The sequence below is a fragment of the Enterococcus sp. OL5 genome (assembly GCF_006491895.1).
GTDB lineage: Bacteria > Bacillota > Bacilli > Lactobacillales > Enterococcaceae > Enterococcus_D > Enterococcus_D innesii.
Map to the genome: position 1 here is coordinate 165,632 of NZ_VHIL01000001.1, position 20,484 is coordinate 186,115.

Annotated in this window: 21 protein-coding genes; 2 read left to right on the plus strand and 19 right to left on the minus strand. The window is 42.6% G+C overall.

Annotated features, from left to right (window positions below):
* Positions 1 to 295 precede the first annotated feature (295 nt).
* The 8 genes from FJU10_RS19165 to FJU10_RS00800 all read right to left on the minus strand — a co-directional run bounded on the left by FJU10_RS19165 (position 296) and on the right by FJU10_RS00800 (position 9,304).
* Positions 296 to 1,162 (minus strand): IS3 family transposase, encoded by an 867-nt coding sequence (locus FJU10_RS19165; RefSeq protein WP_223272954.1) that lies wholly within the window; start codon positions 1,160 to 1,162, stop codon positions 296 to 298.
* A gap of 26 nt (positions 1,163 to 1,188) precedes the next feature.
* Positions 1,189 to 1,518 carry a helix-turn-helix domain-containing protein gene (locus FJU10_RS19170; protein ID WP_223272955.1) on the minus strand — a complete coding sequence of 110 codons (330 nt, stop codon included), beginning with the start codon at positions 1,516 to 1,518 and terminating at the stop codon, positions 1,189 to 1,191.
* 155 nt (positions 1,519 to 1,673) lie between these two features.
* The gene (locus FJU10_RS19180; RefSeq protein ID WP_223272937.1) at positions 1,674 to 1,880 is read right to left on the minus strand and encodes a helix-turn-helix domain-containing protein; all 207 of its coding nucleotides are present in this window, start codon (positions 1,878 to 1,880) and stop codon (positions 1,674 to 1,676) included.
* A 115-nt stretch (positions 1,881 to 1,995) separates the two neighbouring features.
* A complete protein-coding gene (gene glyS, locus FJU10_RS00780) occupies positions 1,996 to 4,068 on the minus strand; it encodes a glycine--tRNA ligase subunit beta (RefSeq protein ID WP_140964885.1) in 2,073 nt (690 codons plus the stop codon).
* A 1-nt stretch (position 4,069) separates the two neighbouring features.
* The gene (gene glyQ / locus FJU10_RS00785) at positions 4,070 to 4,981 is read right to left on the minus strand and encodes a glycine--tRNA ligase subunit alpha (protein ID WP_077454407.1); all 912 of its coding nucleotides are present in this window, start codon (positions 4,979 to 4,981) and stop codon (positions 4,070 to 4,072) included.
* 15 nt (positions 4,982 to 4,996) lie between these two features.
* Positions 4,997 to 5,236: a hypothetical protein gene (locus tag FJU10_RS00790; protein WP_015509542.1), complete on the minus strand. Its 240-nt coding sequence runs from the start codon at positions 5,234 to 5,236 to the stop codon at positions 4,997 to 4,999.
* 298 nt (positions 5,237 to 5,534) lie between these two features.
* Positions 5,535 to 7,292: a glycoside hydrolase family 35 protein gene (locus FJU10_RS00795; RefSeq protein WP_140964886.1), complete on the minus strand. Its 1,758-nt coding sequence runs from the start codon at positions 7,290 to 7,292 to the stop codon at positions 5,535 to 5,537.
* The gene (locus FJU10_RS00800) at positions 7,292 to 9,304 is read right to left on the minus strand and encodes a beta-galactosidase (protein ID WP_140964887.1); all 2,013 of its coding nucleotides are present in this window, start codon (positions 9,302 to 9,304) and stop codon (positions 7,292 to 7,294) included. The genes FJU10_RS00795 and FJU10_RS00800 overlap by 1 nt, the downstream gene beginning before the upstream one ends.
* A 121-nt stretch (positions 9,305 to 9,425) precedes the next feature.
* Here FJU10_RS00800 and FJU10_RS00805 point away from each other — a divergent pair, with 121 nt between their 5' ends.
* Complete coding sequence (locus tag FJU10_RS00805; RefSeq protein ID WP_140964889.1) at positions 9,426 to 10,232, plus strand: AraC family transcriptional regulator; 807 nt, start codon at positions 9,426 to 9,428, stop codon at positions 10,230 to 10,232.
* Here FJU10_RS00805 and recO read toward each other — a convergent pair.
* The 9 genes from recO to FJU10_RS00850 form a co-directional block, all read right to left on the minus strand.
* Complete coding sequence (gene recO / locus FJU10_RS00810; protein ID WP_140964891.1) at positions 10,226 to 10,999, minus strand: DNA repair protein RecO; 774 nt, start codon at positions 10,997 to 10,999, stop codon at positions 10,226 to 10,228. The genes FJU10_RS00805 and recO overlap by 7 nt on opposite strands.
* Before the next feature lie 93 nt (positions 11,000 to 11,092).
* Positions 11,093 to 11,992 carry a GTPase Era gene (gene era / locus FJU10_RS00815; protein WP_005225846.1) on the minus strand — a complete coding sequence of 300 codons (900 nt, stop codon included), beginning with the start codon at positions 11,990 to 11,992 and terminating at the stop codon, positions 11,093 to 11,095.
* A 36-nt stretch (positions 11,993 to 12,028) separates the two neighbouring features.
* Positions 12,029 to 12,418 carry a diacylglycerol kinase family protein gene (locus FJU10_RS00820; protein WP_170920108.1) on the minus strand — a complete coding sequence of 130 codons (390 nt, stop codon included), beginning with the start codon at positions 12,416 to 12,418 and terminating at the stop codon, positions 12,029 to 12,031.
* Complete coding sequence (gene ybeY, locus FJU10_RS00825) at positions 12,402 to 12,878, minus strand: rRNA maturation RNase YbeY (protein WP_081118108.1); 477 nt, start codon at positions 12,876 to 12,878, stop codon at positions 12,402 to 12,404. The genes FJU10_RS00820 and ybeY overlap by 17 nt, the downstream gene beginning before the upstream one ends.
* Complete coding sequence (locus tag FJU10_RS00830; protein WP_140964893.1) at positions 12,878 to 15,079, minus strand: HD family phosphohydrolase; 2,202 nt, start codon at positions 15,077 to 15,079, stop codon at positions 12,878 to 12,880. The genes ybeY and FJU10_RS00830 overlap by 1 nt, the downstream gene beginning before the upstream one ends.
* A gap of 21 nt (positions 15,080 to 15,100) precedes the next feature.
* Positions 15,101 to 16,060: a PhoH family protein gene (locus tag FJU10_RS00835; protein ID WP_371875354.1), complete on the minus strand. Its 960-nt coding sequence runs from the start codon at positions 16,058 to 16,060 to the stop codon at positions 15,101 to 15,103.
* A gap of 184 nt (positions 16,061 to 16,244) precedes the next feature.
* Positions 16,245 to 16,694: a GatB/YqeY domain-containing protein gene (locus tag FJU10_RS00840; RefSeq protein ID WP_077454289.1), complete on the minus strand. Its 450-nt coding sequence runs from the start codon at positions 16,692 to 16,694 to the stop codon at positions 16,245 to 16,247.
* A gap of 33 nt (positions 16,695 to 16,727) precedes the next feature.
* On the minus strand, positions 16,728 to 16,904 hold the full coding sequence (gene rpsU, locus FJU10_RS00845; protein ID WP_002356740.1) for a 30S ribosomal protein S21: 177 nt from the start codon (positions 16,902 to 16,904) through the stop codon (positions 16,728 to 16,730).
* 160 nt (positions 16,905 to 17,064) lie between these two features.
* Positions 17,065 to 17,496, minus strand: a complete 432-nt coding sequence (locus FJU10_RS00850) for a Fur family transcriptional regulator (RefSeq protein ID WP_005225833.1) — start codon at positions 17,494 to 17,496, stop codon at positions 17,065 to 17,067.
* 95 nt (positions 17,497 to 17,591) lie between these two features.
* Here FJU10_RS00850 and FJU10_RS00855 point away from each other — a divergent pair, with 95 nt between their 5' ends.
* Positions 17,592 to 18,479: a pyruvate, water dikinase regulatory protein gene (locus tag FJU10_RS00855; RefSeq protein ID WP_010748043.1), complete on the plus strand. Its 888-nt coding sequence runs from the start codon at positions 17,592 to 17,594 to the stop codon at positions 18,477 to 18,479.
* A gap of 78 nt (positions 18,480 to 18,557) precedes the next feature.
* Here the strand turns inward: FJU10_RS00855 and thrB are convergent, their stop codons facing one another.
* Both thrB and thrC read right to left on the minus strand, forming a co-directional pair.
* A complete protein-coding gene (thrB, locus tag FJU10_RS00860) occupies positions 18,558 to 19,427 on the minus strand; it encodes a homoserine kinase (protein WP_077454291.1) in 870 nt (289 codons plus the stop codon).
* The gene (gene thrC / locus FJU10_RS00865) at positions 19,424 to 20,482 is read right to left on the minus strand and encodes a threonine synthase (RefSeq protein WP_140964895.1); all 1,059 of its coding nucleotides are present in this window, start codon (positions 20,480 to 20,482) and stop codon (positions 19,424 to 19,426) included. Before thrC ends, thrB begins: the two co-directional genes overlap by 4 nt.
* Positions 20,483 to 20,484 lie beyond the last annotated feature (2 nt).

The window sequence follows — 20,484 nt, forward strand, 5'->3', positions numbered from 1 at the left end:
GATTCCCTGAAAAGAAATGGCAAATAAATTTTTTGGTTATTAACAATATATCGTCACTAGAATACAACTTTGAATACAAGCAAATCGAGAAACATAGAAAAAAGCCAGAACTGATTCTGCTGGGCTCCCCGTCAAGTGGACAATGAAATAGAATAAAATTATTTTGACGACTGTCTACCGAAATTCGGTAGGCAGTTTTTATGTTTTTTACTTTGTTTAACCTCAACTTTGCTCGACTGGCCTCCTTCTTGGTTAAGCGGATTTATTCTATTCGCTTGTCCAAGAGGGGGAGTGATTAAGCTGCCATTAATAATTCTTGATGAACTTGGATCGGTGTTTTGCTCTTCAAACATCGTTGATAGCGACCATTGTTGTAATAGTTCATGTATTTCTCGATCATTTCAACGAGACTTTCTCTACTGATAAACTTTCGCCGATAATATTTTTCTCGCTTAAGCATTCCCCAGAAGCCTTCCATTGGACCATTATCGGTACAACGGGCGACACGAGACAAACTCTGCTTCATTTTCGCTTTCTTTAGCTTTGTGCAAAAAACTTTACTTGTATATTGAAATCCGCGATCGCTATGAAATAGCGGATGAGCGGTTGGTTCGGCGGCGACTGCTTGATCGAAGGTATCAAAGACTAATTTATTGTCATTTTTGTCGCTGATGACAAATGAAACAATGCGACGATCGGCGAGATCAAGAATAGCGCTCAAATAGATTTTCTTCACTTCGGCCCCTTCATAATACTTGAATTCACTCACATCTGTTAGCCATTTTTGATTCGGTTGATCCGCATTGAACTTTCGATTCAAATAATTTTTCGCAATATGATACGGAGTCTTGGATGCCTTAGTGATACTATTGCCTGAATGCTTGATGGTTGATTGGATTTGAAGTTTGCGACAGATTCGAAGAATGCGCTTGTCATTCACTTGAAAGCCATAATCATTCACGAGATCTTCACAGATTCTGCGATATCCTTTATCGTTGTCTGCTTCATAAATATAACGAACAAGGTCAGCCAACTGTTCATTCAATACCACTTCAGGCAGTTTGGGATTTTTTAACCAACGATAATAGGCCGATCTTGTGACATGGAGCAGGGTACACATGGTGTTAATTGGATAGCTTTTTGTCTCGTGCAGCTCTTTGATCGATTGGTATTCAAACGTATGACGAACTAATTCAAATCCCGCCTCCTTTCTAACTCGCTGACTTTTTTTAACAGGTCATTTTCCATTTCAAGCAACTTGATCCGTCGTTCTTGTTGAGCCAGTTTATCGCGCATTTCTTCTTCGGGTGTTCTGGCAGGTTTACTTCCCGCTCGTTGCCCTCGATGGTCTTCTAAGCCTTTTTCTCCCATCTCGTCGTATTTCAACACCCAGTTCCGAACTTGTTGGTAAGAGACTTGGTACTGAATCGCGGTTTTCCCATAGTCTCGACCGTTGATAATACAGTCATGCACAATTTTAATTCGTTCATTCAATGTTGTTTTTCTGGATTTACTCATTCTACTTCCACCACTTTCTGATTTGAAGTTTCTATGAGTATTATATATCTTTAACCAGTCTTCTAATTGTTTTTTGTTACGAAGCCCGTATTTCTTGGCGACAGCTCTTAAGCTACCATGTGTTCCAGCTAAATAATCATGGACCGCATTCAGTTTCAACTCTGTTGAGTATGATTGATTCCTTTTGTAGGGAGTAAACCTGTGGGTCCTTCATTCTCATAAAGAGTGATCCACCTTTCTATCGTACTGAAACTTACTTGTGCTTCTTTGGCCAGGCTGTTTATGCTAGCTTCATTTTTTAAAGCTCTTTCTACAAAAGCTAGCCGTTTTTCTGAGCTTAATTTCATTTTTCCTCTAGACATACAAACTCCCCCTATATAAGCCACTTTATATTTCAGTGTCCTATATAGGGGGAGCATATCATTCTTTCAGTTCCAGCTTTTTTTATTTAGAAACCTGCAACTGCAAGCTTCCTTTTTATTTCGTAATCAAAGCATCTAAACTAGCAACCGCCAGACTCATCTTCGCGATTTTATCCAACAAGGCAAAACGATTGCGGCGAATATTTTCATCTTCAACCATGACCATTGTTTGATCAAAAAAAGCTTCGATCAATGGGCGCAGTGCTACTAAGCTTTGGTAGTTTTCTTCCATCGTTTGATGTGGGAACTTGTCCTCTACTGTTAAGACCGCTTCATACAAGGCAGTTTCAGAGTCGTTTTCAAACAAGGCAGGATCAATGGCTGCTTGTTCCAATTCGGCTTTTTTCGCTAAATTGATGACTCGAGTCAAGGCTTCCATTGATGGTTTGAAGTCGGTGTCTTGCAGATGTTCTCTTAACATCTGAGCCGTTTCAAATAACGTACTGATATCTGCTTGACGAGCGCCTAAAACAGCTTCAATAACATCATGACGCGTATTTTTGCTGAGTAAGAATTGACGCAGACGGCCTTTCACAAAATCAGTCACTTGTTCTTGACCTGCGGCAAGTTGAATCCCAAAAACTTCCGGTTGGGCATTAATGGCTTCGCGAATCTCTTCTTGTAACTGAGCAAATGGGAAATACCAGCGTTTTTCAGCTAGGATGCGGATAATCCCGTAGGTTTGACGACGTAAAGCATAAGGATCGTTTGAACCGCTTGGAACCATATCAACAGCGAAGAAAGCAAGTAAGCTGTCTAATTTATCCGCAATCGCTAAAACAGCCCCGATTTTTGATTGTGGCAGCTCGCCTTCTGCTGAGATCGGCATGTAGTGTTCACGAATCGCTTGGGCAACTGCTGGTTTCTCTCCTTGGATCAGGGCATATTTTTCCCCCATGATCCCTTGCAACTCAGGGAATTCCCCTACCATATTGGTCACTAAATCAAATTTATAGATTTGAGCTGCCCTTTGAAGGTCGGTCAGTTCTTCTTCTGTTAAACCAACCGTCTTCCCGATGATTTGTGCAGCTAATCCAACACGCTGCATTTTTTCATACAAACTGCCGATTTTTTCGTGGAACGTGACTTGCTTAAGCTTTTCCACACAATGGTCGATGGTTAGCTTTTTGTCCTCATTGTAGAAAAACTCAGCATCTTCTAAACGGGCGGTCAGTACTTTTTGGTTTCCTTTGATAACATTATCGATTTTCACAGCATCCCCGTTGCGGGCAGAGATGAAATGCGGCAGCAATTCTCCATCAAGGGTGCGGACATCGAAGTAGCGTTGATGTTCTTTCATAGAAGTAACTAACACTTCTTCAGGGACAGAAAGATATTTTTCTTCAAAGTCCCCTACAAACGCTGTTGGGTATTCAACCAGATTTGTCACTTCTTCTAGTAAGTCTTCATCTAAATCGATCCGCCAGTTGTTTTCTTGAGCGATCGCATTGATTTGTGCGGTAATCATTTGTTGACGTTCGCTTGGATCAGCGATGACAAATTGATGCTTCATTTTTTCCAAATAGTCATCCGCATGATCAAACGTGACCGCCTCACCTAAGAAACGATGACCTTTTGACTCGCGACCGGTAACAATATCAAGGATTTGGAAAGGAATGACTTGCTCACCAAAGAGTGCAACGATCCAATGAATGGGTCGGATGTATTCAAAATCGTAATCTGCCCAGTGCATCGTTACTGGGAACGTCAAACTTGTGATTACTTCCTGCAATCCTTTCAATACCTCAACGGTTGCTTGACCTTGGGTATGTTTCGTTACATAGACATACTCAACCCCTTTTAATTCACGGAAGGTGATGTCATCGGTTGTCAATCCTTGTCCCCGAACAAATCCTTGAGCTGCTTTCGACCAGTTGCCAGCTTCGTCTAAGGCGATTTTTTTCGCTGGTCCTTTGACGTCTTCTTGTGTATCGGCTTGTTTTTCAGGAATACCGGTGACATAAACTGCCAAGCGGCGAGGTGTTGAATAGGCTTCGATCGTTGTATAAGGCAATGCATGAGCATCTAAGAAAGCTGCCGTTTTTTCTTGTAATTGTTTCATACTTGGGGTTACGACATGCGCAGGTAATTCCTCTAAGCCGATTTCTAATAATAGGTTTTGTGCCATCTTATTTTCCCTCCTCAATCAGTTTTTGCGCCACTTCTGGATCAAGCAATGGATAACCGAGGTTTTCCCGTTCTGCTACAAATAGTTTTGCTACTTGACGCGCCATATTACGGATTCGTGCGAGGTACCCAGCACGTTCAGTGACGGAGACTGCGCCACGAGCATCCAACAGGTTGAAGGTATGGCTGCATTTTAAGATATAGTCGTAAGCTGGATGAACTAACCGTTCATCGATACAACGTTTTGCTTCTTGTTCAAAACGATCGAAGTTCCCTAAAAGCAAGTCTTGGTCACTGACTTCAAAGGAGTATTTTGAATGTTCATATTCAGGTTGGCGGAAAATCTCACCATATTTGACACCTGCAGACCATTCAAGATCGTAGACACTTTCAACTTCTTGAATATAAGACGCTAACCGTTCTAAGCCGTAAGTGATCTCTGATGTCACTGGCTTACATGCTAAGCCGCCTACTTGTTGGAAGTACGTAAACTGAGTGATCTCCATCCCATCTAACCAAACTTCCCAACCAAGACCAGCACAACCCATTGAGGGATTTTCCCAGTTATCTTCGACAAAACGAATATCATGTTCTAAGGGATCGATCCCTAAAAGACGCAGGCTTTCTAAATAAAGCTCTTGGATATTTTCAGGAGAAGGCTTCATCACGACTTGGAACTGGTGATGCTGATACAAACGATTTGGGTTTTCCCCGTAGCGGCCATCAGCTGGACGGCGAGAAGGTTCTACGTAAGCAGCGTTCCATGGTTCTGGACCGATTGCACGTAAAAACGTGTATGGGCTCATGGTTCCAGCCCCTTTTTCTGTATCATAGGCCTGCATCAGCATACAGCCGTTTTCGGACCAGAATTTTTGCAGGGTCAAAATCATCTCTTGCACAGTTAGTTTACTCATCTTTTTCTTCCTTTCTTATAACGCATTGACGACAGGATAAAATTCGACAACTGATCCAGGGATCAATTTCACTTCGACCACGACATCTGCTTCTAAAACATCCGATAAGTCGTAAAGCATTTGGTCTGGACTCGTTGTAAATTCATGTAAAAGCTGTTCATCCTTTAAAAGGCGAACCTGCAATGGAATACTTGCTAATACTTTGAGCTTTTTTTCGGTAAACGCACTTGCTGGAATCGTCATATCAAATAACATAAAAACCCTCCTTTGTTTTTGGCTATTCTTGGTGTGAAACATAAAAAAGTCCCTATATCTATACAAAGTGTATAGATATAGGGACGATACATTCGCGGTTCCACCCTACTTCCGACAAGTCGGCAGCTTCATTGATCATGCTCACGGACGCCTGCGAAATAAGGTTCCAACTTGGCTTTCACTCTCCCAAGTTCGCTTCATGGAATGGTCTTCTTTCTTTCTTCCGATCATAGCACGGATTCGATTACCCTTATGATAGTAGTTGAAGCTAGGGTTTGTCAATGATTAATTTGAACTTTTATGCTTCTGGGCCTAAATCCGCCTGATCATGAAAGACGATCTCATCAGCGATTTTCCCATCACTTTCAAAAACGATGATCTCATTCCTTCCGATTTTTAAAAACGGTGCTGGGACGTACAAGCGCTGCTGCGGTCCTTTTCCCCAAAAACGGCCGATCGTATGACCATTGACTTGGACAAACCCTTTACCCCAGCCTGGCAATTCGATAAAGGTATCTGCACATTCATCAAAAACACATTCAAAGCGTGAGAAACTTGGTTGTCCTTTTTGCCATTTTCCTTGGAAATCAATGGCATGCAAATTATCCATCGGTAAGGGATAGATTTCCCAGTTGCTTTGGAAGGCGCCATTGATGATCACACCTTCTTTGATGCCTTTGTGCTGATGGTTCATTTTTACAGAATAATTGACCCGCCCCATATTCTCCACCAAGATCCCCAACTCGTTTTCTGATTCTGATAAATCGAAACTGTAGGTTTGACCGATTTCTTGATCGTAATCGATGCGCAAAAGTTCCTGGTTGATAAACGTATGGGCACGATCCATCGTATTGATCAGACGGTAGTCGGCAATCTTCCGAGCAGGCCCAATCAGTGAGCGATAATAGATATATCCTGTCGCTTGATTGCAGGCTTCCATCGATAAGGGGTAATTACATATGATCGGTTGACTGATTGTGTCGATCGTCGAAAACAAGGAGACTCGTTCTTTCACTGAGAATGTTCCATAAGCTTTTCGCTCAATTTTCATACTCAAGGGAAACTCAGGAATTTCCGTATAGTCAGCAATCACCTTTTTGAAGGCTTGGTATTTGGCAGTAGGTTCTCCCCATTCTGTCAACAAGGCATCGTAATCATAGCTAGTGACATCCGGCGCTAAGCGTTCATAATAGTTTGACCCGTTCATAAAGCCAAAGTTGGTCCCGCCATGAAACATATAGATATTGACAGAACCTAATGCTAAACAATCCTGCAATTCCTTTACTGCATCTTGTGTTGAGGTCGTATGGTGCTGGTCGTCACCCCAGGCATCAAACCAGCCGATCCAAAATTCCATGACCATCAGTGGCCGTTTTTCTCCGTGAAATTTTCGAAGTTTTTCAAAATTTTCCTTGATGTTGGAGCCGCAGTTGATCGTAGGCAATGCCAAGTCTTTGATACTGCCGTTTTCTAGCATATCGTGCCAAGGTCCGTCAGAGGTCACTAACGGCGTTTCTACACCATGCTGCCGCATCGCAGCCACCATTTTTCGCAAATACTCTTTGTCATTGGCGTAGCTGCCGTATTCATTTTCTACTTGCATCATTAAAATCGGACCACCTTGGGTGATCTGCAGATCCCGCACTTGTGGAAACAAATGGGCGAAATATCGAGTGATTTTTTCCATAAATGGTGGATAATCAAACCGAAGCTTCATCATAGGATCTTGCAATAGCCAATAAGGCAACCCACCAAATTCCCACTCCGCACAAATATAAGGTGCTGGTCGCAAAATCACATAAAGCCCTACTTCTTGTGCCGTTTGGATAAATCGCCGCAAATCAAGGATTCCCTCAAACTGATAGACACCTTCTTGTGCTTCATGGAGATTCCAAGGAACATAGGTTTCCACGGTATTACAGCCCATCAAGCGTAGCTTCTCTAAACGATCTTGCCAATATTCAGGAACGACACGAAAATAGTGGATTGCTCCAGAGATCACTTTAAACGGCTTGTTGTCTAAATAAAAGTCATCTTCAATAGCAAAAGTTCGCATCAGTTACGCTCCTCTTTGACGATATAGGTGGTGTACTGTGCCAGTTTCGTTTCTGAAGAAAGAACCTCACCCGTCAGGAGATCCGTTTCTCCGACGAATATTTCTGGTAAAGGCTGTGCTTCTTCGTGGAAATTGATGATAACGAAGAATTTCGCCTCTGCATTTTCACGACAGGCAACTTCCAGTTTTGTTGCCTCCTTGATCACTGGGGTAATATCGGTTTCTTCGACGATCGTTTTGAAAAGCTGATCTTGTAGCTGATCTTCCAACTGGCCACCAAAGTAATAGACAGTTCCTTCACCAAACGTATTTTTCGTCACTGCCGGCATTCCTGCATAAAAATTGCTTGTATAATGCGCTAGTGCTTCGGCGTTTTCTAAATGGATCAAATCGCTGACTAAATTACTTGTTCCTGTCAGTTCTTCATTGACTAACGAAACCCCGTTTGATTGTTCTGGGGCTAATGCATCGATTTCTTCCACCCAGATGCCAGCTAACTCCCGCAATGGCCCAGGATAGCCCCCTAAATGAACATTGTCAGATTGATCAACGATACCGCTCATATACGTCGTAAGTAAAGCACCACCTTGTTTGACGAAATCAGTGAGCCGCTCTTGCATCCCTTCTTTGATCATGTAGAGAACCGGTGCTGCGACTAATTTGTATTTTGATAAGTCAGCATCCACGGGAATCAAGTCGACGGCAATATTTTGTTCGTAAAAATACCGATAGTAGCGATGGATCTGTTCTACATATTTCAGATCAACGGTCGGACCACTGGTGTATTCTAATGCCCAGTAATTGTCCCAATCAAAAATCAAAGCAACTTGTGCTTGAGATTGCGTCCCAATAATGTCTGAAAGCTGCGCTAATTCCGCCCCAAGAGCGGCTGTTTCTCGAAAAACTCGCGTGTCTTCATGACCGACATGTTCGATGACCGCGCCATGGAATTTCTCACAAGCGCCAACGGAACGTCGTAATTGAAAGTATTGGATCGTATCCGCCCCATGAGCGATGGTTTGGTAACTTTGCGCCCGCATTTGTCCTGGTTTTTTCAACGAGTTATAAGGTTGCCAGTTTTGTTGCGAAGGTGTTTGTTCCATCAACATAAAGGGCTGTTGTTTCAAGCCACGCATTAGATCATGGGTCATGGCTACTAAACTCCATGGCGTATTATACGATGGATAATTATCCCACGAAACAAGGTCCATTTCCTTTGCCCATTTGAAATAATCCAGTCCTTTAAAGGTTCCCATTAAATTCGTTGTAATCGGAGTTGTCGGATCAATTTTCCGAATAGCGTCCCGTTCCATCATATAGTTTTTTAAAAGACTATCCGAGTTGAACCGTCGGTAGTCAATGGAAATACCCGCAAATGCTGTCTTCTCATAGCCGATTCCTTCTGACAGCGCATTTGGCAGCACGATTTCATCCCATTCATACACAGTGTGTCCCCAAAATTCCATGTTCCAGGCTTTGTTCACTGCCTCGATCGTTTGATACTTGTCTTTTAACCAAACACGAAACGCTTTCTCACAGTTTTCGCAATAACATTCGCCACCATATTCATTGTTGATGTGCCAACAAGAGACTTGCGGGTTTTCACCGTAATGTTCGGCTAATTTTGTCGCCAATCGCTCAGCGTATTTTTGATAGACTAAACTGTTAGGACAGGCATTGTGCCGTTGCCCAAACTTATGACGGCGTCCATCATAATCGGTGCGAGCGACTTCCGGATATTTCTTGAACATCCAAGCTGGCAGCGCCGCCGTCGATGTCGCTAAGACGATATCGAACCCTTCCTTGCTTAATCTTTCAATGATTTGATCCAATTCCTCAAAATCATAACAATTTTCAGAAGGTTGGATCTTTGCCCATGAAAAGACGTTGACGGTCGCACTATTGATACTCGCTTTTTTAAAGATTCGAATGTCTTCTTCCCAAATCTCTTTGGGCCATTGATTGGGGTTATAATCGCCGCCAAATAAAATTCGATCGAAAAATTTTGTCATAAGAATGAACGCTCCTTTAAAATAAATTGATTTCTACTCTCTTATTGTAAGGCTTTTCATTCTGTTGTAGTATAATACATGAAACACTATTTTATAACTTTTCGAAACATGGAGGTTGGATATGCCTATTTATTTTTATCAAACAAACCAGCAGCTGCCTTTGTCGCTTGAAAGTATCGGAAATGATTGGCCACAAGATGACGTTGTTCGTCCCGATGGCTACCCTTACTTTCATTGGCTACAGACAGAACAAGGAGAAGGCCGCGTCACCTTTGGTCAAGAATCCTTTATCTTACGTCCCAGTGAAGGCATCTTGATTTTTCCTTTTACTCCACATCGCTACTATCCCTTGTCTGATTGGAAAACCTCCTTTGCCACCTTTCAAGGACCTTTGGCAGCTGAGATCTTAAAAAAATTTACAAGTAAACCTTATCTTTTAGTTGAAGAGTCTGAAACTTTTTCCTATATGACTTGGATCAAGCAACGCATTAAAGAAGACCCAAAAATCAGTTGGGATCCGTTACAGGCTTCTAGCGAGTGTTATCGTTTTTTGCTGGCGATCATGCAAGAGAACTCGGGGAATCCAACAGAAAAACACCCCTTGTTTCAACAGTATCTGATCCCTGTAATACAAGAAATCGAAACCAATTACGATCAGGCGATCACGATCAGAGACTTGGCTGGTTTAGTCTATGTTTCGCCCCAATATCTCTCGCGGTTGTTCCAGCGTTTTCTAGGACAATCCACCGCCCAATACTTATTAAACTATCGCATGGCCCGCGCCAAAGAACTTTTGGTGGCACAGCCGGATCTGCCCATTCAGCAAGCCGCCTTCGCCGTGGGTTTTCAAGATGCGAGTCACTTTACCGCATTGTTCAAAAAAAGAGTCGGCTTAACTCCATTGAAGTTTCGCCAACTCTATCATTGATTTTTCGGTTTTAAGACGTCTTGCCATTGCCCCATCTGATCGATAAACTTCTTGCTTTTCAAATGGATGCCGACATATTCATCATACAATAGATCGATCACTTGTCGAATCGCTGCTTTCGTTTCTGACTTTAATTTGATCGAAGCAATCTGCTCATAGGATATTTGCGAAAACAAGCGAATAAAATGGATCGCACGAGAATCCGCATGATAGCGACGTTCGTCCATCCCCCAGTGCTGTTCACATAAAATACCGCTATATTTTGAGGAATAGTCAAACCGACCGTCGGTTTTTCCGCAGATGGCACAGTGCGTCCAATTTGGAGTGATCCCGAAACGGTGTAAAATCTGAATCTCAAAAATATTGGTGATGATCTCTGCATCGTTTCCTTGATCCATCAATTGTAACGCCTCGTGTAAAAATTGGTAAAGATGTGGATCATAGACCCGATCATCGATGGCAGAATCAGCCAGATTCAACAGATAAGTCGCATAGCCAGCGATAAAAATATCACTTTGAATCGTACGAAATGAATGGATGTCTTTGGCATTGTTTAAAAAGGACAAGCCTTCCGCTTTGATGGTTCCCATGTAAGTCGCTTCAGTATAGGAGAGCAACGCTGGTGCCAAGGGGTTGTTTTTTCGATGAGCCCCTTTGACATAAAACATTTGCTTCCCAGCTGACTCCGTAAAGATTTTGACTAACTTGTCCTTTTCTTTATGGTCTTTTGAAAAAAGTAAGATTCCTTTTGTTTCAACAAGATTCATCGTCGCACCCCATTTCTTTAAAAAAACTGATCCAGTTAACTAACTGCATCAGTTTTTCCTTTTTAAAGCAGACCATGATTGATCTAAATTTCCTTAATACTCATCTTTGCGATAGCCGTAGTCTGTTAAGAAGGTTTGCTTGTCGCGCCAATCTTTTTGAACTTTTACCCATAATTCCAAGAAGACTTTGTCATCTAACAAGTGTTCAATGTCTAAACGAGCTTTCGTACCGATCTGTTTCAGCATTTTTCCGCCTTTACCGATGATAATGCCTTTTTGACTGTCACGTTCGACAATGATCGTCGCTTGAATGTGCACCTTGTCATTGTGGTCCCGTTTCATGGAGTCAACAACGACCGCTACCGAGTGAGGCACTTCATCTCTGGTCAGTAGCAAAACTTTTTCCCGCACCAATTCGGAAACGATAAAGTATTCTGGATGATCCGTGATTTGATCCTCTGGGAAGTACTGAGGCCCTTCAGGCATTTCATCGATCAGTAGCTTCATTAACGTTTCGAAATTATTGCCTTCTGTTGCGGAAATCGGTACGATCTCAGCAAAGTCCATTTGTGAGGAATAGTCTTCAATAATTGCCAATAAGGCATCTGGATGGACTTTATCTATTTTATTGATCACTAGGAAAACCGGCGTCTGGCTTTGACGCAACCGTTCGATGATAAAATCATCACCCTTACCGCGCTTTTGATCGGCACTGATCATAAATAGTGTCACGTCAACTTCACGAAGTGCACTATAGGCGGTTTCCACCATAAAATCGCCTAGACGGTGTTTGGGTTTATGGATCCCTGGTGTATCGATAAAGATCAGCTGTGCGTCATCTGTCGTATAGACCCCTTGAATTTTATTACGGGTCGTTTGCGCCTTGTCACTCATGATCGCGATTTTTTGTCCTACGACTCGATTTAGTAGTGTTGATTTTCCAACATTTGGCCGCCCGACGATCGCAACGAAGCCTGATTTGTGTGTTGTCATTGTTGTTCCCCTTTATCTTGTGGTTTTGGTGCATCTTTAGAAGAGCTGTAGCAATTTTGGCAAGAAGATGATCGCGGCGACCACTAATGCAAACACAGCGGTCATCAGCACAGCACCAGCTGCCATATCTTTGATTTTTTTTCCGATAGGATGGAAATGAAAGTCCGTAAACATGTCAACGACATTTTCAAAGACTGTATTGATGATCTCCACGATCCACACTAAGAAAACAGCTAACAGCAGCCAAAGCCATTCCATTTGATTCAAACGGAAAACAAAGCCTGCAATGATCGCAACGATACCTAACGCAACATGTTTACGCATATTACGCTCCTCTTTAAAGACGGTTTTTATACCGGTGAAAGCAAATTCGATTGACGAGATAAACTGTTTGTTTTTCCCAATATTCTTATCTTTTGAGTCCATAGGCATCCAGTATTTCCTTTTGCAATCCAAACATTTCCTTTTCATCTTCTGGTGTCATATGATCATAGCCGTTGATATGCAAGAAACCATGCAACGCCAAGAAACCAAGTTCCCGATCATAAGTATGCCCATATTCAGCAGCTTGTTCCTTTGCCCGTTCAATGGAGATCATAATGTCTCCTAGATCACGAGGCATCTCTTCAAGGACTTCATCAAAAATGATCGGCATCTCCTCTGGCGTTTCTTCTTCGAAGGCAAAACTGATGACATCTGTCGGCATATCTTTGCCGCGATACTCCCGATTGATTTCTTGGATGGCTGCATTGTCCATAAACGTGACCGACATCTCTGTATCCTCTGGAAGGTCTAAATGTCCTGCAGCAAATTGTAGAAGGCCTTCGATCTCTTTGATCTTGGTTTCCCCTACTGAATTTGTCTCATCTAAAAAGGTAATCTCCATTAGCGCTCTCTTCTTTCTTGTTCTTCTTTCATTTTCTCTGCTTCCGATTTCATCTTTGGGTATTTGATCCGTGAATGGAAGGTACTGCAAAGTCCATTGACCAGTGATTTTTCAATCATTCGGATTTCTTTCAACGTTAACCCTGTTTCATCCAGTTGACCGTCCAAGATCCGGTCATTGATGAGATTCGCAACAAATTCTTGAATCTTTTGATTGGTCGGATTTTCCATCGCTCGAACCGCTGCTTCACAGCTATCAGCGATACTCACGACACCCGCTTCTCGTGTTTGCGGTTTTGGCCCGGGATAACGGAAATCTTCTTCCGTCACCTTGGGATTACGCTCTTGGGCTTTGACATAGAAATAACGCATCAGGGTCGTGCCATGGTGTTGACGGCAAATATCGATCACCATCCGCGGCATTTTGGCCTCTTCGAGAATTTCCGCCCCATCAATCACGTGACCGAAGATGATTTGTTTGCTGTCTTCAGGTAGCAAGAAATTATGTGGATTCTCAGCACCTGCAGGTAAATTTTCGACGAAGAAATTGGCATGTTTGACTTTACCAATGTCATGGTAGTAACAAGCCACGCGGGTCAGTAAGCTTTGCCCACCGATCTCAGCTACAGCATTGGCACTAAGATTGGCAACCATCATACTGTGATGATAGGTCCCTGGTGCTTCTTCCAACAACTGTTTCAACAACGGATGGTTCGGATTACTCAATTCATTCAACACGATCATACTTTCGTCCGTTACCAATAGTTCGATATACGGATGCAGCCCCATTGTCAGCAAATAGCTTAAGAGCGAGCCGGCCAATCCACAGACGAGTGTTGTCCATGTGTTGCCGCGGGCCAAATCCATTCCTTGGAAAATGACCAGCATGATGCTTAAGAGTAATGGGAAAACGATCACCCACATGACTGCGATTTTCCCTTGACTGGCAATACGTGCTCGTTTGATCATCGTCCCCATTAAACCAGAGAAAAGGTAGGTCACTAAAACAGTCGTCAACAAGTTGGTCCCACTGGAATCAAAGTAAATGAAGAGTGCACTGACCACTTGGAAAATCGCGGATAATATTCCTAAACGTCTGCTGGAGAAAATGCTCAGAATCAGCGGTGTAAAGGCTGCTGGGAAAAAGAGCGGGATAAAGGTCACTAATTCTGATTGGAACAGTTGGAAGAATTTCATGATCAAAATACTGAATGCCATCGCCAAAATATAAAAAGTGACGGCGTTCATACGTTTTTCAACGTCTTTTGTCTGTCTTGTATAATAAAACAGCATCAGCATTTGTAAGCATATCGCTAAAACTAAAGCGATCAATGGAAAAACTGAGAAGGTTTGATTGGTCATTCCTAAAAGCTGTAATTTTTCCAATGCGTTGGCATCGATCTGTGAGCCTTCACGAACAATGATTTCTCCTTGATAGATCATTACCGGTGGAACAGTGTCCATGGCGGTTTGTCTCGCTTCTTCCGTCCGCTTTTCATTGGGAATATCATTGACGACGATTCCTTGATTGACAATAAAACGCAATACTGATGCCATGTCTGAAGTAACATCTAGAAATTGGATCTTGTCTTCTGCCTCCGAGCGGAAAGTGCTGAGTTCTGTTTGGCGGATCTGCTTAGCCATTTGCTCGTCCACTAGCTGTAAGGCATAGGTTCGTACCGTATTCAATTCATCGCTACTTAAAGAAAATAACGTCGACAAAAAATTATTCGTCAATGACTGATAAAAATCAAGTTCATCATCACTCATTTTTTCAAACTCTTTTTTTAATGCTGCGATGTATTCATCCGTACTCGGTTTAGGGATATTTTCATCCTCATCAGCCTCAGCAACTTCTTTAGCGTGGGCATCATCTACCGACTTTTTGACTGAATCAATTAAGTCAAATAAATGGTCGATGCGATCGTGCTGTGTCTGCGCCAGTGTGTCTTGATAAGTATACTCTGGTGGAACCGCTTCTGCTGCTAATTTGCGCTTTTGTTCTGTCGCAGCGGTATTTTCAATCGTTTTATTGGCACGGATGTTTTCTTCCGCCACCTGACCTTCGCTATAATCGACATTGTTCTGTTTGACGCTGGTGTACATGATACCAATCGAAAAAAGAAAGAATAGAAACATTAAAACTGGTAAATAGAACTTCCCAAGTCTTTCTCTAAATTTCCGTAGTGGTTGAATGATCATAGTTCTCCTCCTAAAAGACGATCAGCGCTTGTCTTTAAGATCTGCTTCTTCATAAGCTCGAATGATTTCGGCCACAACTGGGTGCCGTACCACATCTCCTGCTTCAAAATTAGCAAAAGCAATTTTGGGGATCTCTTGCAACGTTCGCTCCGCATGGATCAAACCGCTTAAAGTTCCCTTTGGCAAGTCGATCTGACTCGTATCGCCATTGACGATCATTTTGGAGTTGAATCCTAAACGTGTCAGAAACATTTTCATTTGAGCGATCGTCGTGTTTTGAGCTTCATCTAAAATTACAAAGGCATCTTCTAACGTGCGCCCTCGCATATATGCTAATGGAGCGATCTCTATGACGCCACGTTCCATTAAACGATTCGTATGATCCATCCCGAAAATTTGATACAACGCATCATAAACGGGTCGTAAGTAAGGATCGACTTTTTCTTTCAAGTCTCCCGGTAGGAAACCAAGGTTTTCTCCTGCTTCCACAGCGGGCCGTGTCAAAATAATCTTTTGCACTTGGCCTTTCTTTAAAGCAGCGATCGCCATGACAACGGCTAAAAAGGTTTTTCCTGTTCCAGCTGGTCCGACACCAAAGACCACATCATGTTTGCGAACAGCTTCGATATATTTCTTTTGACCGGCATTTTTCGCCCGAATCGGTTTACCATTACGGTCCTTGATGATTTCTTCCTCATACATATCTTTGAAATAATCAAGACTGCCTTTGTTTACCATATTCAATGCTGTGATCACATCAGGGGTACTGATATTGATACCTCGTTTGATCAACTCTTGCAACGCTCGAATCACAGATTGTGCTTTTTCTGCTGCATCCGCTTCGCCGACGATTTGGATTAGCTCACCACGAGTGTGAATGACCGTCCCTGTCGAGTCTTCAATAATTTTAATGTTTTTATCGTGAGCACCTAATAGCAAACGAACATCATCGTTTTCACTAAGTGTTATCTCGATCGTCATAGTTTTGTCTGTCAAATATGTTACAGCTCCTTTTTTGGCGTTCTTATTAATAATAACATAAGATGGAAAAAAGAAAAATTACTTATAAAGCCCAAAGGTAGTTTCCTTTTGTCCTTATGCTTTTTTTAAGTTTTCGAAATCAGAAAAAAGCCGCAAGCATGTCATCCATACTTGCGGCGTGAGCTTACATTTGATCCAATAATTCTTTAACGATTGCATTGACTTGATTGCCGTCTGCTTTGCCTTTGACTTGCGGCATTACAGCACCCATCACTTTTCCAAATTCTTTGGAAGAAGAAGCACCAGTCTTTTCAATCGCTCCAGCAACGATTTGGCGGATTTCCGCTTCATCAAGTTGCGCTGGTAAATATTTTTCAACAACTGCAATTTCAACTTTGACTTTCTCGGCTAGATCTTTTCGGTCAGCTTTCTCAAACTCATTTAAAGAGTCCCGACGTTGCTTCATCTCACGAGATAAAACAGTCAACTCTTCTTCTTCATTCAAGTCAGTACCTTTTTTGATCTGCTCATTTTGAATTGATGCTTTCAACATGCGGATCACCTGCAAGGTTTCCTTGTCTTTGGCTTTCATCGCTGTCTTCATGTCATCATTCAGTGTACTTAGTAGTGTCACACTACCAGCTCCAATTCTCAAAACAGTAGAAAATTAGAATTTTTTGCGTTTTCTAGCTGCTTCAGATTTTTTCTTACGCTTTACGCTAGGTTTTTCGTAAAATTCACGTTTACGAGATTCCTGTAAAGTACCCGCTTTTGACACGGAACGTTTGAAGCGACGAAGAGCATCGTCAAGTGATTCGTTTTTGCGAACGACTGTTTTTGACATGTAAATTCCCTCCCTCCGAGCTTAAAAAGTAACCGTAGTTGTTATTGAAATAAAATCCCAAAAAACACGACTGTCCTTTAAAAATTATAGCTAACCCCTGAAAAAGTGTCAAGGCATTCTGGTAAAAAAGTCTTCGATACTGTCAAGTTTGTTTGGGTTTTCATTGACATTCTTCACAACGCCCCAAAATCTCGAAGCGATGACCCTCGATCAAACAACCAGGAAGCTGTTCTTGAAAGAAGTCCATTGGACAAATATGCAGTTCTTTTGTTTTGCCGCAGACTGTACAAATGAAATGATGGTGGTGATGGTCCTCTAATTCTGCACAGCAGTTATAGCGAAACTTCATCTCCCCGTTCAGCTCTGTTTCTTCTAAAATACCGATCTCAGAAAAATCGTGCAAATTCCGGTAGATCGTATCATAACTCAAACCAGGATACTTTTCCGACATGTATTCATGAATTTCTTTTGCTGGTAAATAGCGATTGCGTTTCACTAAATAAGTGATGATCGCTTCTCTTTTTTTGGTGTATTTAAAGCCATTTTCTTTCAATGTAGTCATGGCATGCTCTATAAGTGTTTGATTTTTCATCGTAGGCCCTCCTGATAAATCAAAATCATTCCGATTCTATCAATCTTAAGTATGGTATAATGAAATCAATAAAAAAGCAAGAGAGGATTTTTCTTATGAAGCCAACTGAACCTGAACAACCAGACTTGCAAGAAAAATTGCAAACCAGTGCCGCAGTGACGATGTTCGTATTGTCTGATTCTGCCGGCGAAACGGCATCGAAGCTTGCACAAGCGACAATGGCCCAATACCCCAGCGTCGAATTCAACCTTTTCAGACGCACGTTTATCCACACGAAAGAGCACTTGATCAAAGCATTATCAGATGCAAAAAAACACAATGCCATTATTCTTCATACCTTGATCAAAGAAGAACTTGTGGATTTGACGAATCATTTTTGTGAAGAAGCGGATCTCTATCATTTTGATGTACTAACACCGCCTGTGAGTGAAGTTGAACGCCGCACTGGGGTGGCACCGTCACGAGAACCCGGCGCTTTGCATCACTTGAATGAAAATTATTTCAAACGCATCAAAGCCATGGAGTTTGCTGTGATGTATGATGACGGGAAAGACCCCCGTGGCTTTTTAGAGGCGGATGTCGTTTTATTGGGTGTTTCTCGGACCTCAAAAACGCCTTTGAGTCTATTTTTAGCGAACAAAAACTTAAAAGTCGCTAATTTGCCTTTGGTTCCGCAAGCCCACATCCCGAAACAGCTCTGGGAAATCGATCCGAAAAAAATCGTTGGGTTAACAAACGATCCGAATGTATTAAACAGTATCCGCAAAGAACGGATGCGCTCCTACGGCTTGAACCCCGATTCTGCGTATTCCGATATCGAAAAAATCAAAGCGGAGCTGACGTTTGCCAATGATCTTTATGAGAAATTAGGTTGTGTCGTGATCAATGTCGCTTCTCTTTCCATCGAAGAAACCGCCTCGATGATTTTAAATGCATTAAACTTAGAAGATCATAGCTATTACACCTCAGAGACGAAAGATTAACCACTATTAAGCAATAAAAAACGATGAGCGGACTGAGTCTGCTCATCGTTTTTGGTATATTTTTCATTTTAAAGCTCTTTAGAAAACTTGTAGCCCTTCACGATCGATTTGCAATTGTTCGATATACGCATTACTTTCCAGCGCATGCAAAAGTTTTGAGATACGTTCTGCCTTGTCTTCTGGGACGATTGCTAAGACAGTGGGACCTGCGCCACTCAAGAAACAGCCATAACCGCCTTCTTCTTCACAAATCTGGCGAATGGTCGACAAGTGTGGAACAAGTTTCTCACGATAGGCTTCATGAAAACGATCTTGCTGCATCAATTTCCCTGCAAGAGGCAGATTGCCATTAATGACTGCTGCGATCATAACATTGGCGATCGCACTGGCTTCGACTGCTTGCTCGTGAGAAAGTGTCTGGGGCAAGACTTGGCGACTTGCTTCCGTCAACAACTCATCGTGAGGGATATAGGCGATGATCTCACATTCAGGAAAATGATGTTTGACTAAATACGTATGCTTGTGCTGATGATCATAGGCAGCAATCGCAAAATCTCCATAGATCGCTGGTCCGACGTTGTCAGGATGCCCTTCAATGGCGGTTGCGATCTCAAGTTTTTGTGCTGCACTCAGATTCATATGCGCCATGCGGTTGGCTAGTTCAATCCCAGCAACAATAACAGAAGAACTGCTGCCTAAGCCTCGTGCCAATGGAATATCTGAGCTCATACGAATCTTCAATGGTTTCATGTCTGGTGCTAATTTCAAAGCCACACGCAAAAGTAAATTGGTTTCATCGGTTGGAATCTCTGAGCCTAACTCATGGATGATTTCCCATGTATCGTTTTCTTTTAAAACTTCGATGAACAAATACTTTGACAGGGCAATCCCGCAGGAATCAAAACCAGGACCTAAGTTCGCACTGGTTGCAGGAACGCGGATCTTCATAGATTGGCAACTCCTTCACGAAGATGCTGACGCATTTCTTCTAAATCACTCATTTTATTGATGGTTACTTCGGTTGCTTTAATTGCTGTATCCGGATCTTTCAGACCATTTCCAGTAAAGACGGCAACGACAGTCTCACCTGGTTTGATTTTCCCTGCTTTCACGTGCTGGATAACGCCGGCAAGTGATGCGGCTGAGCCTGGTTCAATAAACACACCATCTTGCGCAGCGATTTTACGGTAAGCATTCAAAATTTCCTCATCGGTTACTGCATCGATGTGTCCATTTGATTCATCACGAGCGGCTTCTGCCAACTGCCAGCTGGCTGGATTGCCGATCTGAATCGCTGTAGCGATGGTTTCCGGCTGTTCGATGACTTCCCCACGGACGATGGCAGCAGCACCTTCAGCTTCAAATCCATGCATTCTTGGCAACGCGGTGCCTTTTTTCTCATGCCATTCTTTGAACCCTTTCCAATATGCCGAGATATTTCCTGCATTACCGACAGGAATCGCAAGAACATCTGGCGCTTGTCCTAATTGTTCGCATACTTCAAAGGCCGCTGTTTTTTGTCCTTCTAAACGATAAGGATTGACTGAGTTTACTAGCGCCACGGCTTCCGTTTCTGCAATATCCCGGACCGCTTTTAACGCTTCATCAAAGTTTCCTGGAATCGAAATGATATCGGCTCCATAAACGATTGCTTGCGCCAATTTTCCCATAGCGATCTTGCCATCTGGAATTACAACGTAGGCTTTGATCCCCGCTCTGGTGGCATAAGCTGCTGCTGCCGCACTAGTATTTCCTGTCGAGGCACAGACGATTGCTTTGGCGCCTTCTTCCACCGCTTTTGCCACCGCCATGACCATCCCACGGTCTTTAAATGAGCCTGTTGGATTCAGCCCTTCGTATTTTCCATACAATTGGATCCCTAATTCCTTGGAAAGGCTTGGTAAGGGAATCAACGGCGTGTTACCTTCTGCCAGTGACAATGCTGGGGTATTTTCATTAACTGGGAGATATTCTTTGTATTGATGCAATAATCCTTGATACATGT